This window comes from Streptomyces sp. SID5469 (assembly GCF_009862865.1).
Lineage (GTDB): Bacteria > Actinomycetota > Actinomycetes > Streptomycetales > Streptomycetaceae > Streptomyces > Streptomyces avermitilis.
In genome coordinates this window covers 7,779,272-7,793,622 of sequence record NZ_WWIN01000001.1, presented here as the reverse complement: position 1 = coordinate 7,793,622, position 14,351 = coordinate 7,779,272, and the positions used below count along the sequence as shown (strand labels likewise).

11 protein-coding genes are annotated in these 14,351 nt (G+C 73.0%); 3 read left to right on the top strand and 8 right to left on the bottom strand.

From position 1 onward, the window contains the following. Positions 1 to 64 precede the first annotated feature (64 nt). Both GTY58_RS33795 and GTY58_RS33790 read right to left on the bottom strand, forming a co-directional pair. Positions 65 to 691: an NUDIX hydrolase gene (locus GTY58_RS33795; protein ID WP_037646361.1), complete on the bottom strand. Its 627-nt coding sequence runs from the start codon at positions 689 to 691 to the stop codon at positions 65 to 67. 84 nt (positions 692 to 775) lie between these two features. Then, positions 776 to 2,425: a CTP synthase gene (locus GTY58_RS33790; RefSeq protein ID WP_010987904.1), complete on the bottom strand. Its 1,650-nt coding sequence runs from the start codon at positions 2,423 to 2,425 to the stop codon at positions 776 to 778. A gap of 499 nt (positions 2,426 to 2,924) precedes the next feature. On the opposite strand from GTY58_RS33790, the gene GTY58_RS33785 reads away from it, so the two are divergent. Both GTY58_RS33785 and GTY58_RS33780 read left to right on the top strand, forming a co-directional pair. Beyond that, complete coding sequence (locus tag GTY58_RS33785) at positions 2,925 to 4,727, top strand: glycoside hydrolase family 15 protein (protein ID WP_042493852.1); 1,803 nt, start codon at positions 2,925 to 2,927, stop codon at positions 4,725 to 4,727. A 76-nt stretch (positions 4,728 to 4,803) separates the two neighbouring features. After that, positions 4,804 to 6,453, top strand: a complete 1,650-nt coding sequence (locus tag GTY58_RS33780) for a PucR family transcriptional regulator (RefSeq protein WP_010987902.1) — start codon at positions 4,804 to 4,806, stop codon at positions 6,451 to 6,453. Between the two features lie 21 nt (positions 6,454 to 6,474). Here the strand turns inward: GTY58_RS33780 and GTY58_RS33775 are convergent, their stop codons facing one another. The 3 genes from GTY58_RS33775 to recN form a co-directional block, all read right to left on the bottom strand. Continuing rightward, positions 6,475 to 7,611, bottom strand: coding sequence for a glycosyltransferase family 4 protein (locus tag GTY58_RS33775; protein ID WP_037646356.1), 1,137 nt, complete (start codon positions 7,609 to 7,611; stop codon positions 6,475 to 6,477). A 307-nt stretch (positions 7,612 to 7,918) separates the two neighbouring features. Next, positions 7,919 to 8,680, bottom strand: a complete 762-nt coding sequence (locus GTY58_RS33770) for a hypothetical protein (RefSeq protein WP_037646354.1) — start codon at positions 8,678 to 8,680, stop codon at positions 7,919 to 7,921. Between the two features lie 213 nt (positions 8,681 to 8,893). After that, positions 8,894 to 10,612: a DNA repair protein RecN gene (gene recN / locus GTY58_RS33765; RefSeq protein WP_037646353.1), complete on the bottom strand. Its 1,719-nt coding sequence runs from the start codon at positions 10,610 to 10,612 to the stop codon at positions 8,894 to 8,896. A 240-nt stretch (positions 10,613 to 10,852) separates the two neighbouring features. Here recN and GTY58_RS33760 point away from each other — a divergent pair, with 240 nt between their 5' ends. Beyond that, positions 10,853 to 12,202, top strand: a complete 1,350-nt coding sequence (locus tag GTY58_RS33760; protein ID WP_107083119.1) for an FtsX-like permease family protein — start codon at positions 10,853 to 10,855, stop codon at positions 12,200 to 12,202. Positions 12,203 to 12,290: 88 nt separating this feature from the next. Here GTY58_RS33760 and GTY58_RS33755 read toward each other — a convergent pair whose 3' ends face one another. Genes GTY58_RS33755 through GTY58_RS33745 form a run of 3 tightly spaced genes read right to left on the bottom strand, consistent with a single transcriptional unit; the run spans position 12,291 to position 14,321 of the window. After that, a complete protein-coding gene (locus GTY58_RS33755; RefSeq protein ID WP_010987897.1) occupies positions 12,291 to 13,196 on the bottom strand; it encodes an NAD kinase in 906 nt (301 codons plus the stop codon). Continuing rightward, positions 13,193 to 14,008: a TlyA family RNA methyltransferase gene (locus GTY58_RS33750; protein ID WP_010987896.1), complete on the bottom strand. Its 816-nt coding sequence runs from the start codon at positions 14,006 to 14,008 to the stop codon at positions 13,193 to 13,195. Before GTY58_RS33750 ends, GTY58_RS33755 begins: the two co-directional genes overlap by 4 nt. A 7-nt stretch (positions 14,009 to 14,015) precedes the next feature. Further along, positions 14,016 to 14,321, bottom strand: coding sequence for a hypothetical protein (locus tag GTY58_RS33745; protein WP_010987895.1), 306 nt, complete (start codon positions 14,319 to 14,321; stop codon positions 14,016 to 14,018). Between the last annotated feature and the right edge of the window lie 30 nt (positions 14,322 to 14,351).

Genomic DNA, 14,351 nt, shown 5'->3' with positions numbered 1-14,351 from the left:
AGCACGGCGGGCACGTCCCCCGATCGGATCAGGCGATCGTAGGACGAATGCCGTCGGCGGGGGGTCAGGCCTCGAAGGGGCGCGCGGGCCACGGCGCGTCGGCCGGGCGCAGCGCGTCGAGTCCCTCGCCGTTCTGGGCCGCGATCAGTGACAGGACGCCCGTCACGAGGCAGTTGTTGTGCAGGTCGCCGGCGAGCACACCGCGCAGCAGCTCGTCGACCGGGACGCGCGACAGCTCCATGTCGGCCTCCTCGTCCTCGACCTCGAAGCGCCGCCCCTCGGCCTCGGACAGATCGCGGGCGAGGAAGATGCGCACGGCCTCGTCGCAGCCGCCGGGCGTCGTGTAGAGGTCGACGAGAACGCGCCAGTCCTCGGCCTTGACGTGCGCCTCCTCGTAGAGCTCGCGCTGGGCCGCGTGCAGCGGGTTCTCGCCGGGGATGTCGAGCAGGCCCGCCGGGATCTCCCAGAGCTTGTGGCGCACCGGGTGGCGGTACTGGCGGATGACCAGCACGCGGCCCTCGTCGTCGACGGCGACCACGGCCACCGAGCCGGGGTGGACCTGGTAGTCCCGGCGGGCGACCGAGCCGTCGGGCATGACCACGTCATCGGTGCGGACGGAGGTCTTGTTGCCCTTGAAGGGGGTCTCGGTCGCCCTGACCTCCCACTCCTCGGGGGTGTCCTTGATGGTCATGTCGCCCTGTTCCTCCCACGCACGTACGAAAGCCGGGGCACGCGTCCCGAAAGACACGCACCCCGGCAACCGTACAACCTTGTGCTACTTGCCCGTCTTGCGCTCCACAGCGGCCTTCACCAGGCCCGCGAAGAGCGGATGCGGGCGGGTCGGGCGCGAGCGCAGCTCCGGGTGCGCCTGCGTCGCCACCAGGTAGGGGTGCACCTCGCGCGGGTACTCGACGTACTCGACGAGCTTGCCGTCCGGGGACGTGCCGGAGAACTGCAGACCGGCCTTCTTCTCCAGCTCCGCGCGGTAGGCGTTGTTCACCTCGTAGCGGTGGCGGTGGCGCTCCTCGACGTACTCCTTGCCGTCGTACACCTCGCGCACGATGGAGCCCTCGGCGAGCTTGGCCGGGTACATGCCCAGGCGCATCGTCCCGCCCATGTCGCCCTCGCCCGCCACGATGTCGAGCTGCTCGGCCATGGTGGAGATGACGGGGTGGCCGGTGGCGGAGTCGAACTCCGTCGAGTTCGCGTCGGGGATGTCGGCCAGGTTCCGGGCCGCCTCGATCACGATGCACTGCAGGCCCAGGCAGAGGCCGAGCAGCGGAATCCGGTGCTCGCGGGCGTACTGGATCGCGCCCACCTTGCCGGACACACCGCGGTCGCCGAAGCCGCCCGGGATGCAGATCGCGTCGACGTCACCGAGCTGCCCCGCGGCGCCGGCCGGGGTCTTGCAGTCGTCCGAGGTGACCCACTTGATCTTCACGCGGGCGCGATTGGCGAAGCCGCCCGCGCGCAGCGCCTCGGTGACCGAGAGGTAGGCGTCGGGCAGGTCGATGTACTTGCCGACCAGCGCGAGGTTGATCTCGTGGTCCGGCTTGTGGACGCGGTCGAGCAGGTCGTCCCAGGTGGTCCAGTCCACGTCGCGGAACGGGAGGTCCAGCTTGCGGACGACATAGGCGTCCAGGCCCTCGCCGTGCACGGTCTTCGGAATGTCGTAGATCGAGCGGGCGTCGGGGCAGGCGACCACGGCGGCCTCGTCGACGTCGCACATCAGCGAGATCTTGCGCTTGATCGCGGTGGGGACCTCGCGGTCGCAGCGCAGAACGATCGCGTCTGGCTGAATACCGATGTTCCTGAGGGCGGCGACCGAGTGCTGGGTCGGCTTCGTCTTCAGCTCACCCGAGGGGCCGATGTACGGGAGGAGCGAGATGTGGACCACGAAGACGTTGTCCCGGCCGACCTCGTGACGGACCTGGCGGACGGTCTCCAGGAACGGCAGCGACTCGATGTCGCCGACCGTGCCGCCGACCTCGGTGATGACGACATCCACCTCGTCCGTCGCCATGCGGCGGATGCGGTGCTTGATCTCGTTGGTGATGTGCGGGATGACCTGCACGGTGTCGCCCAGGTACTCGCCGCGCCGCTCCTTGGCGATGACCGTCGAGTACACCTGCCCGGTGGTCACGTTGGCCGAACCGTCCAGGTCACGGTCGAGGAAGCGCTCGTAGTGGCCGATGTCCAGGTCGGTCTCGGCGCCGTCGTTGGTGACGAACACCTCACCGTGCTGGAACGGGTTCATCGTGCCCGGGTCGACGTTCAGGTAGGGGTCGAGCTTCTGCATCACGACCCGCAGCCCCCGCGCTTTGAGCAGCATGCCCAGGCTGGAGGCGGTGAGGCCCTTGCCGAGCGAGGAGGCGACACCCCCGGTGACGAAGATGTGCTTGGTCGTCGTGGATTTGGGCGGCATGGCCAAGAGGGGGCTCCCGTGGTCGCGGTCTTGAGGTGCGGTGCGGCTGCCAGAACCGGAGGTTTCCGGAGGTGCCGTCGCTGCGGTACGGGGGACCCTTATTCTCGTTGGGGCGCCCACCGGTCCACGGGCTACCAGGGTATCAGCGACGCGGGGAGGCTGCTTCCGGCCACGCTCTGCACATACGTCGACACGGACGTACGACCGTCACGTGACACTCACCCGTTGCTCACTCGTTCGGCGCAGTCGCGTTGCCGGGAGCGGCACGCGGATCATCGAGGTGCGACGTATCCTGCTCGGACACTCGCTGCCGAGCACCCCGGGAAACGGCAACACCCCCGCCCGTCTCCGGAACAACAAGAGCTCGTCAGTTCGTTGAACATCGACTGCACCATTTCCGTTGGGTCGGTGAACGACGACTTTTCACACCGACCCCTTGACCGCAAAGAGCGACCGCCCCTTTTTGAGGGGCGACGTGGCCGTTCGACTGGAGTTGCACGTGGCCGGGCGCATCGAAGACTACGCACTCATTGGAGACATGCAGATCGCCGCACTGGTCTGCCAGGACGGCACAGTGGACTGGCTGTGCCTGCCCCGATTCGACTCCCATGCCGTCTTCGCGGGACTCCTCGGCACGGAGGAGCACGGTTTCTGGCGCCTCGGTCCGGCCCACGCCTCCGACGCCGAGCCGCCCAGAGCGTCCCGGCGCACCTACCGCGGCGACTCGCTGATCCTGGAGTCCGAGTGGGACACCCCGCGCGGCACGGTCCGGGTGACCGATTTCATGCCGCCGCGTGACGGCGCCCCGCAGCTGATCCGGATCGTCGAGGGCGTCACCGGCCGGGTGCCGATGCGCTCGGCCCTGCGGATGCGTTTCTCGTACGGGCGTGTGGTGCCCTGGGTGCACAGGCACGAGGGGCGCACGGTGGCCGTCGCCGGCCCCGACTCGGTGTGGTTCGACACCGCCTGCGAGACCTACGGCAAGGGTCTGACCACGTACGCGGACTTCACGGTGGCCCCGGGCGACCGGATCGCGTTCGCCATCTCGTGGGAGCCCTCGCACAAGCAGCCGCCCGCGCTGCCGGAGCCGGAGCAGGCGCTGGAGGCGACCGAGGAGTTCTGGCGGGAGTGGGTCGAGCACTGTACGTACCACGGCCCCTACCGTGAGGCAGTGGTCCGCTCGCTGATCACGCTGAAGGCCCTGACGTACGCGCCCACGGGCGGCATCGTCGCCGCCCCGACGACCTCCCTGCCGGAGCACGTCGGCGGCGTACGCAACTGGGACTACCGCTACACCTGGCTGCGCGACGCGGCCATCACCCTCTCCTCGCTGCTGCGCACCGGCTACCGCGAGGAGGCCCGCGCCTGGCGCGAGTGGCTGCTGCGCGCGGTCGCCGGCGATCCGGAGAACCTCCAGATCATGTACGGCATCGCGGGCGAACGGGAGCTGGGCGAGGCCGAGTTGGACTGGCTGCCGGGATACGAAAGCTCGGCGCCGGTGCGCGTCGGCAACGGCGCGGCGCACCAGCTCCAGCTCGATGTGTACGGCGAGGTCATCGAAGCCCTGCACCTGGCCCACATGACGGGCCTGGCGCGCAACGACTACGCCTCGCTCCTCCAGCTGAAGCTGATCCGCTACCTGGAGAAGCACTGGGACGAGCCGGACGAGGGCATCTGGGAGGTGCGCGGTCCGCGCCGCCACTTCGTGCACTCCAAGGTGATGGCCTGGGTCGCGGTCGACCGCACGATCAAGCTGATCGAGTCCGGTGACGCGGACGGCCCGCTGGAGAAGTGGCGCGAGCTGCGCGACGACATCCACCGGGACGTGTGCGAGCGGGGCTACGACAAGGAGCGCAACACGTTCACGCAGTCGTACGGCTCCAAGGAGCTGGACGCCTCGCTGCTGCTCATCCCGCAGATGGGCTTCCTGCCGCCCGACGACAAGCGCGTGATCGGCACGATCGAGGCGATCCAGCGGGAGCTGTCGACGCCGGACGGCTTCATCCTGCGCTACCCGACCTCGGGCGAGGAAGAGGGCGTGGACGGGCTGCCGGGCGACGAGGGCGCCTTCCTGGCCTGCTCGTTCTGGATGGCGGACGACCTGGCGATGATCGGCCGCGTGGACGAGGCCCGCAAGCTCTTCGAGAAGCTGCTGGCCCTGCGCAACGATCTGGGGCTGCTCGCCGAGGAGTGGGACCCGACCCTCCAGCGCCAGGTGGGCAACTTCCCGCAGGCGTTCAGCCACGTGCCGCTGATCGACACGGCTCTCCGGCTGACGGCTTCGGGCGCGTACGGCGGCTGAGGCTCGGCCGGGCCCCCCGGGGACTGCCGACGGGCGGGGCCCGGCCGGGGCCCGCCCGTCGGGGTAGCGTCACCGCATGGACAGCCGTTCCGACAGCCGTTTCGACAGCCAGAACACCCAGGGCGCCGGGATCACCGTGCAGCGGGCCCTGGAGCTGCCCGGGCTGCGCAGCGGCCTGCCGGAGGTGCTCGCGGGGGCCGACCGGCTGCACCGCACGGTGCGCTGGGTGCACGCGGGCGAGGTGCCGAACATCGCCTCGCTCCTCAAGGGCGGCGAGCTGCTCCTGACCACCGGCTACGGCCTGGGCACCCGCCCCGCCGACCAGCGCGCGTTCGTCCGCACCCTGGCCGAGCGCGGTATCGCGGCCCTCGTGGTCGAACTGGGCCCCCGCTTCACCCGGCTGCCCGCGGCCCTCGTGGAGACGGCCAGGACCGCCGGGCTCCCGCTGGTCCAGCTGCACCGGGAGGTGCCCTTCGTGACGGTCACGGAGGAGGTGCACACCGAGATCGTCAACGGCCACTACGCGCTGCTCCAGCGTGCCGAGGAGGTCCACCGCCGCTGCACGGAGGCCCTGCTTGGCGGCGGCGGAGTGCCCCAGGTGCTTCGCATCCTGGCGGACTTCAGCGGCAACCCCGTCTTCCTGGAGACCGCGGACGGCCGGCTCCTGTACGCCGCCGGGGCCGGACCCGCGGACACGGATCCGCTCCAGGTGTGGGAGGGGCTGCGCGGGCAGCACAAGGACGCGCCGCCGGCCGGGACGACGATCGTGGACGTGCCCGGCGGCGGACCTGGCGCCGGCTCGGTCCGGGCCCGGCTGGTCCTGCTGCCGGTCGGCAACCCGGTGGCGCCGGTGCACCGGATCGCGGCCGAGCGGGCCGCGGGCAGCCTTGCCGTGGTCCTGATGCAGGCCCGCCAGGAGGAGGAGCTGGCGGCACGCGGACGCGGCGACTTCCTCACCGACCTCGCGGAGGGCCGTATCGACGCCGCGGACGCCCCCGCGCAGGCCCGGGTCCTCGGCTTCAAGCCGGGCGCCGGTCCGCTCCTGCCGGTGGTCATGCGGCTCGCCGACGGGCTCTCCCCGGGCGGCGGCTGGGCGGTGCTGGCGCGCGCGGTCGCGGAGGAGCTCGCGTCGATCGGGGTACCGGTGCTGCTCGGCGTACGTCCCGTCGAGGGCCGTGTCCCGCTGCTGCTCGGGCTGCGCTCGGAGTCCGAGCGGTCGGCCGTGGCGGACCGCGTCGCGGCGGCCCTGCGGGCGGGTGTCGAGCGGGCCGGTATGCAGCGGCCGGGGGCGCAGCCGCCGGTCGTGGTGGTCGGGGTCGCGGGCGGCTGGGCGGCCGCGTCGGCGGGGCTGCGGCACGCCGCGCAGACGGCGACGGCGGCCCAGGGGCTGTCCGACCGCCCCTGGTACGACGCCCGGCGTCTCGACATCGACCTGCTGCTGTGGCGGCTGCGCGACGATCCGGACCTGGCGGCGTTCGTGGACCGCGCGATCGGGCCCCTGCGCGACCACGACAACCGTTCCAAACCGCCGCTGCTGCCGACCCTGCAGACGTATCTGGCGCACGCGGGCCGCAAGGCGGAGACGGCCCGCGAACTCCACCTCAACCGGCAGACGCTCTACAACCGCCTCGCCCGGATCGGCGAGTTGCTGGGCACGGACCTGGACGACCCGCAGACGGTCCTGGCGTTGAGCCTGGCGCTGCGGGCCCGCAGACACGTCCCCTAGTCCCCTAGGGATCGGGGCAGCTCAGGGGAGCGGTGTCGGCTGGGTCAACTCGTCGTACACACTGAGCACTTGGGTGACCGTCTCGTCCTCCGTGGGCCAGCCGGCCGCCTGCCGTACGCCCTTCTCGCCGAGCAGCTCGCGGCGGCCGGGATCGTCCAGCAGGCGTACGACGGCCACGGCGAGCGCTTCGGCATCGCCGTACGGCACGAGTTCGGCGGCGTCGCCGACCAGTTCGGGGATGCCGCCGACCGCCGTCGCGACGAGTGGCACGCGCGCGTGGAGGGCCTCCTGGGCCAGGACGGAGCGGGACTCCCAACTGCTGGTCAGGAGGGCGAGATCGGCGGCCGCGAGCAGCTCGCCCACGTCGTCGCGCCGCCCGACGAGCCGCACCGGCAGCTCCTCGTCCTCGATCCGCCGTTGCAGGACCGTACGCAGCGGCCCCTCCCCCGCGATCACCAGCAGCGGCACCGGTTCGAGCCGACGCCATGCGCGCGCCGCGTCGAGCAGGACCTCGTATCCGCGCTGCCGGTCCAGGGAGCCGACGGACATGAGCAACGGCCGTCCCGTGGCGCCGAGTTCGGCACGGGCCTTGGGGCGCAGCCGGTCGGGGTCGTCCCGGTCGACGGGCTTGCGGAGCACCGGGAGGGCGACCGCGGCGAGCCGTGCGTCCCGGGCGCCCCGGCTGCGGGCCCGGTCGACCAGGTCGGAGGAGGTGCCGAGCACGACCGCGGCGGCCTTGGCGACCCGCCGTTCGAGCAGCCGCAGCAGATGGGCCCGGGTGCCCTCGGCCTCCGCGCGGGTGTGCCAGGTGACGACGAGCGGAGTGCGGCGCCCGCTGAGCGCGAGGGCGGCGCGCAAGGAGGCGTGCAGTCCGTGCGCGTGCACCAGGTCGGCGTCCGCGCAGGCGGCCCGGAGCGCGGCGACGGAGGCGGGGTCGCCGCTGCGGGGCACGGGGACGTGTTCGGCACCGACGCCTGCGAAGTCATAGGTGCGATCGGCCTCGGCGGGAGCGCACACGGTGACCCGCACACCGCGGGCGACCAGGCCCGAGGCCAGCGATCGCACATGCGCGCTGCTGCCCGCGCTGCCGCCGCCGAGCACCTGCACGGTGCGCAGCGGCGACTGGCCGTGCGGTGAGTGGCTGCTCACGAGGCTCACGTGGCCGGGGCTCCTGGTTCGGCGTCGGACGGTCACGAAGAAACGTACAGAAGGATCGTGCGGCAGGGGTGGACCGCGCGAAGTGCTCCGGTTCCCGTCAAGGATGCCAGGGCGCGGGGGTGTTGCGGGACCGGCGGGCGCGCGCTGCGACGGTGGTCCGGGCACCTCAGGGCGGACGCGGTCACTCACATGAGTGAGAAGCGTACCGAGTGCGAGCGCTGCGCGCGGGGTGGGACGCCAGGCCCCACCCCTGCCGGGTCTCCAAGGCGCGTACACGCGGTGCGCACCCACTCAGAGGGGCGCACGCTCACTTCCGCGCGCCGATCGAGCGTGCCAGCTCGCTCACCCTCTCCCCGTACACCGTCGCGGCCACCAACGCGGCGGCGTGGGCGAGGAGTCCGGCCCGTCCGTTGCCCGCGACGATCGCGGCGCCCAGCGCGGCACCGAGGGCGTGCGCCCCGCTGTCGCCGATCATCGCGCGCTCGCCGAGGTCGTCGGGCAGGACGGCGGCAGCTGCGCCCATGGCGGCCGCGGCCAGCTCACCCGCGGCTCCCTGCCGTAGCAACCCGGGGGCTCCCAGGGCCAGTACGGCCCCGGCGGCCCGCCCGGGGCGTACGTCCACGAGGTTGACGAAGTGCGCGGTCCCGGCGATGACGACTCCCGCCAGCGCCTTGTCCGGGAGCCGCTCCTCGAGGAGCGCCCCCGCGACGAGCCCGGCGGCGGAGATCCCGAACAACTTCACCGCACCGCTGGTGACTTCGCCCTTCCGCAGCGCGGCGAGATGCTCCCGGAACCCGCGCCGCGGATCCCCGGCCCCCGCGACGTCGTCGTACGCACCGCACGCCCCGGCGGCAAGGACCACGAACCCCGCGGCCGGCCGGACCCGCCCGGCCCCGAGCGCGGCACCGGCGACGGCGGCGGGCCCGGCGTACAACTCGACGGTCCGCCCGGCGTAGTTCTGCCGCTCCCAACGCCCCCGTCCGCCGGGCGCGTTGGCGCGCAGGGCGGCGATTCCCGCGCGCGTGGCCGCCGCGGCGAGCCCGAACGAGCCGCCTCTTCGTGTGATCATATGAACCACCCTAGGGACCGAAATCCGCGGGCCCTCCCGGGGCCCGCCACCCGTCCGCCGCCCGAGCCGTCGGGCAGACCGCTCCCCCGTCCGCCCCAGCTGACAGGCAGCCCGGTAACCGTCCGCCCCGGCCGTCACCGCGGACCCGCTATCCGTCCGCCCCGGGCGTCCGCCCCGGCCGTCAGCCGGGCGGCTATCCGTCCGCCCGGACCGCTATCCGTCCGCCCGGGCCGTCGCCAGCAGTTCCTCCGCGTGGGCCCGGGCCGTCTGGGAGTCCTCCTGGCCCGCGAGCATGCGGGAGAGTTCGCGGATGCGGTCCTCGCCCTCCAGGACCTTCACGCCGGAGCGGGTGACGGTCCCGTCGTTCGTCTTCTCGACCAGCAACTGCCGGTCGGCGAAGGCCGCCACCTGGGGAAGGTGTGTGACGACCACGACCTGCGCGCTCTTCGCGAGCCGGGCGAGACGCCGGCCGATCTCGACCGCGGCCTTGCCGCCGACCCCCGCGTCGACCTCGTCGAACAGATACGTCGGCACGGGATCCGTGCCCGCGAAGACGACCTCCACCGCGAGCATCACCCGCGACAGCTCACCACCGGACGCCCCCTTGGCGATGGGCCGCGGCGGCGCTCCGGGGTGCGGGGCCAGCAGCAGTTCGACCTCGTCGACACCCGCCGGGCCGTAGGCGACCGTGCGCCCGCCCACCTCCGCGCCCTCCGGGTCCTCGGTCTGCCGGATGTCGAACGACACGCGCGCGTGCGGCATGGCGAGCGACGCCAGCTCCGCGGTCACGGCGGCGGCGAACCGTTCGGCGGCCTCCGTCCGCGCGTCCGTCAACGCCTGTGCGAGCCCGCCCAGTTCGGTCCGCAGCGCGTCCCGCTCGGCGGTCAGCTCCCCGATCCGCTCGTCGTCGCCGTCGAGTTCGGTGAGCCGCGCGGCGCTCTGCTCGGCCCAGTCCAGCACGCCGTCGATGTCCTGGCCGTACTTGCGGGTCAGCTGGGTGAGGGCGGCCCGGCGCTCCTCGACGGCCGCCAGCCGCAGCGGATCGGCGTCCAGGTCGTCGGCGTAGCCCGCGAGCTCCCCCGCCACATCGCCCAGCAGGATCCCGATCTCGCCGATCCGCCCGGCGAGCGCGCCAAGGGCCGCGTCATGGGACCGTACGGCGTCCAGCGCCCGGTGCGCGCCCGCGACGAGCGTCGCCGCGTCGATGCCCTCGGGGTCCTCCGGATTGCCCGCGAGCGCGGCATGCGCGGCCGTGGCGGCCGACGCCAGCGCCTCCGCGTGGCCGAGCCGCTCGGCCTCCGCGGCCAGCTCCACGTCCTCGCCCGCGCGCGGTTCGACGGCCGCGATCTCGTCGAGCCCGAAGCGCAGCATGTCGGCTTCCTGGGCGCGCTCTCGCGCGCGCGTGGTGATCTCCTCCAGCTCCGCCGAGATCGCGCGCAGCCTCCGGTACGCCCCCGCGTACTTGGCGAGCGGCGCGGCGACCGCGTCGCCCGCGTACCGGTCGAGCGCCTGCCGCTGCCGGGACAGCTTGAGCAGCCCCTGCTGGTCGGTCTGCCCGTGCACGGCGACGAGTTCGTCGGCGAGCTCCGCGAGCACGCCCACCGGCACGGACCGCCCGCCCAGGTGCGCCCGGGAGCGCCCCTCGGCGGAAACGGTACGGCTGATGAGCAGCGCACCGTCGTCGAGTTCGGCGCCCGCCTCCTCGGCCCGTACGACCGCCGACCCGCCCGTGGGTACGGTGATCCGCCCCTCCACGACCGCGTTCTTCGCGCCGATCCGCACGAGGGCCGGGTCCGCGCGGCCGCCGAGCAGCAGCCCGAGGCTGGTGACCACCATCGTCTTGCCCGCACCGGTCTCACCGGTCACGGCGGTGAAGCCGGGCGACAGCTCGACGACTGCGTCGTCGATGACTCCGAGCGACCGTATCCGCATCTCCTCCAACACGGACACGACCTTACGAGGTCAGGGAGCGGAAGTGCGACGGGCCCCGCCCCGCTGGTGCGAAGGCGCAGGTGGCGGGAGCACGATCCGGAGCCGTGTCACCCGCGGGGGTGGCCCGCGGAAAGGCCGCGGAGGTGGGGTTTTCCCCAGCCCGGTGCTGGCGCGGCCCCCCTGTCGGCCCTGGGGCGCTCCCCATGGCGCAAGATCCACTCGTCGCGCCAGCCTGGACCCATGACCACCGGCCTGGCCCGAGCGGCCCTTCGTGCGCACCGACCCGCCTTCGCCGGGACGGCGGTCGCGGCGCTGTTCGCGTCGACCGTGGTGAGCGCGGCCACGTCGGTACTCCTGGCGACGAGCGCCGACGGGCTGCCCGCACGGGCCCGCGCACAGCTCGCCGAGAGCGAGGTCGGCGGCATGGCGGCCGTCCTGCTGATCGGCTCGATCTACATGTCGATTTTCGTGATCGCCTCGACGATGGGCACGGCCGTGGCGCAGCAGTACCGCGAGCTGGCCATGGTCCGCGCGATCGGCGCGAGGCCCCGCCAGGTGCGCCGCGCCGTCGCCGGACAGGCACTGGCCGCCTCGGTCCCGGCCGCACTGCTCGGATGCCTCCTGGGCGGCTTCCTGGCCCGGGCGTGGTGCGCGGGCATGAAGGAGCACGGTCTGCTGCCCCGGGAGGTCGTCTTCCACCCCGCGTGGCTCGCCCTGCCGGTGTGCCTGGGGGTGGCGGTGGTGACCTCGACGCTCGCGGCCCTGCTGTCCTCCCTGCGCTTCTCGCTGCTGCGCCCGGCCAGGGCCCTGGCCGAGGCCGCGGCCGGCCGCCGGCACCTGGGCGTCCTCCGGGCTCCGCTCGGCCTCACGGCGCTCGCGGGCGCGTGCGCCCTCTCCGTCCTGCTCTCCCACCAGCCCGCGGAGAAGGCCGGGCAGGGCGCGTTCCTGGTCCTCATCCTCTGCTGCGCCGGGGTGGGCCTGCTGGGCCCGCGCATCGTGGGTCCCGCGGCCCGCCTGGTCTCCGCGCTCGTCGGCCGCCTCGGCCCGAGCGCCCGGCTCGCGATGCTCAACGTCCGGTCCCAGCCGAGGCGTTTCTCGGCCGCGGTCGTGCCGCTCGTCCTCGTCGTCGGCTTCGGCCTGACGAAGATCGCGCTGCACACCACCGCCGAGCACCGCACGGGTTCGCCGGGCAGCCCGGGCGAGGTCTGGCTCGACTACGCGGGGACGGCGCTGTACGCGGGGTTCGCCGCGATCGCCGCCGCGAACACCCTCTGCATGATCTCCTTCGAGCGCCGCCGTGACATCGCCCTCCTGCGCGTCATCGGCACGCAGACCCGCCAGATACGCGCCATGGCGGCCTGGGAGGCGGTCGTGGTCGCCGGTACGGCCCTGCTGCTGGGCGCCGCGATCGCCCTCGGCACCCTCGCACCGATCCTCGACACGGCCTTCGGCTCCCCGGTCCCGTACGTCCCGTGGACCGTCCTGGCCGGGATCGGCGCGGGCACGCTGCTGCTCACCCTGTCGGCCACCGGACTGCCGGTACGTGCGGTGATGCGGCGCCGAGCGATCACGGTCGTCGGCGCCGCGTGAGAGCCGCATGAGACCTCGTGAGAGGCGTCGTGAGAGGCCTCGCGGGAGGCCTCGTACGGCAGGGCCGGCCTGATCCGCCGGACCGGCCTTAGTGCGGCGCCCCCCGCCACCCCGCCACCGGCAGCGCGAACTTGGCCACCAGCCGGTCGGTGAACGACGCATGGTGCAGCCGCGCCAGCCGTACCGGCACGGCGCCCCGGCGCACCTCGACCCGCGCGCCCTGCGGCAGTTCGACCGTCCGCCGCCCGTCGCACCACAGCACCCCGTGCGGCGTGTCCGGCTGGACCTCGACCGCGAGGACCGAGTTCGGCGAGGTCACCAGCGGCTTGGCGAACAGGGCGTGCGCGCTGATCGGCACCATGAGCAGCGCCTCGACCTCCGGCCACACCACGGGTCCGCCCGCGGAGAAGGCGTACGCCGTCGACCCGGTCGGGGTCGCGCAGACGATGCCATCGCAGCCGAACCCGGTCACCGGCCGCCCGTCGATCTCCAGCACGACTTCGAGGAGCCGCTCGGCGGAGACCTTCTGCACGGCGGCCTCGTTGAGCGCCCAGTCGGTGTGCACGATGTCGCCGTTCTTGTGCACGACGACGTCGACGGTCATGCGCTCCTCGACCTCGTACGCCTTCGTCACCACCCGGTCGACAACCTTGTCGAGATCGTCGCGCTCGGCCTCCGCGAGGAAACCGACGCGGCCGAGGTTGACGCCGAGCATCGGCACGCCGGAGGCGCGGGCGAACTCGGCGCCGCGCAGCAGCGTGCCGTCACCGCCGAGAACGATGAGCAGTTCACAGCCGTCGAGGCACTGCGGAGTCGCCTCCTTGACCAGCTCCACCTCGTCCGGCAGCGGCAGGTCGGCCGCCTCCGCCTCGAGGACGCGTACACCGAGGCCTGATCTCAGCAGCCCCTGTACGACGAGTTCGGCGCTGCGGATCGCAGCGGGCCGCCCGGTGTGGGCGAGCAGGAAAACAGTACGAGCTCGGGTCTGAGTCAACGCGGCCCCTCCGCCACTGCACGGTCAACGTCGGCCGGGTCCAGTTCGGCTGCTCCGGCCCGCAGCCACAGAAAGTACTCGACATTGCCCGAGGGTCCGGGCAGCGGGCTGGCCGTCACGCCCTTCACCCCGAGGCCCAGTTCCCAGGCGCGCCCGGCCACACCGCGCACGGCCTCGGCGCGCAACTCGGGGCTGCGCACGACACCACCACTGCCCAGCCGCTCCTTCCCCACCTCGAACTGCGGCTTGACCATCATCACCAGATCGGCCCCGGGGGCCGTGCACCGCACGAGGGCGGGCAGCACCAGGCCCAGTGGGATAAAGGACAGATCCCCGACAACAAGATCCACGGGCTCCCCATCGATCGCCTCCAACGTCAACTCGCGTACGTTCGTACGGTCCTTGACGGTGACGCGTTCATCGCTCTGCAGAGACCACGCGAGTTGTCCGTAACCGACGTCGACGGCGACGACGTGCGCGACCCCCGCCCGCAGCAGTACGTCGGTGAAGCCGCCCGTGGACGCGCCGGCGTCCAGCGCCCGCCGTCCCTCGACCGTCAGCCCCTGCGGTACGAAGGCGGCGAGCGCGCCGGCGAGCTTGTGCCCGCCGCGCGAGACGTAGTCGGGGTCGCTGTCGTCCTGGGTGACCAGGATCGCGGCCGCGGTCTCCACCTGGGTGGCGGATTTGGTCGCGAGGGTCTTACCGACGGTGACCCGGCCCGCGGCGATCAGCTGGCCGGCATGCTCGCGCGAGCGCGCCAGCTTCCGACGGACCAGCTCGGCGTCGAGGCGTCGGCGTGCCACTCCTGCCACGTTCGGTTCAGCTCCTGCGGTCGTACGAGGTGGGGGGCGCCGGAGGTCCCGGGCGGGCGTCGAGCGCGGTGAGCGCGTCACGCAGCCCCCGGTGTACATCCTCGTACACCTCGACGTGTCCGTCCGTGGCGAGGTGGTCGGCGTCGGCCAGCCGGTCGAGCTGGGCGTCGACCTCGGCGTTGCCGGTGGAGGTGCGGGCCACGTACAGGGGCGCGGGCGCGGCCGGGTCGTCCTCGGGTGCCGCCGCCTCCCGCGCAGGCTCTGTGGCCGACGCCTGTGGCGGGACCTCGGCCTCTGACACTGAGTCGCTCATGCCTCGACGCTACCCCGAAGCACTGGGGTA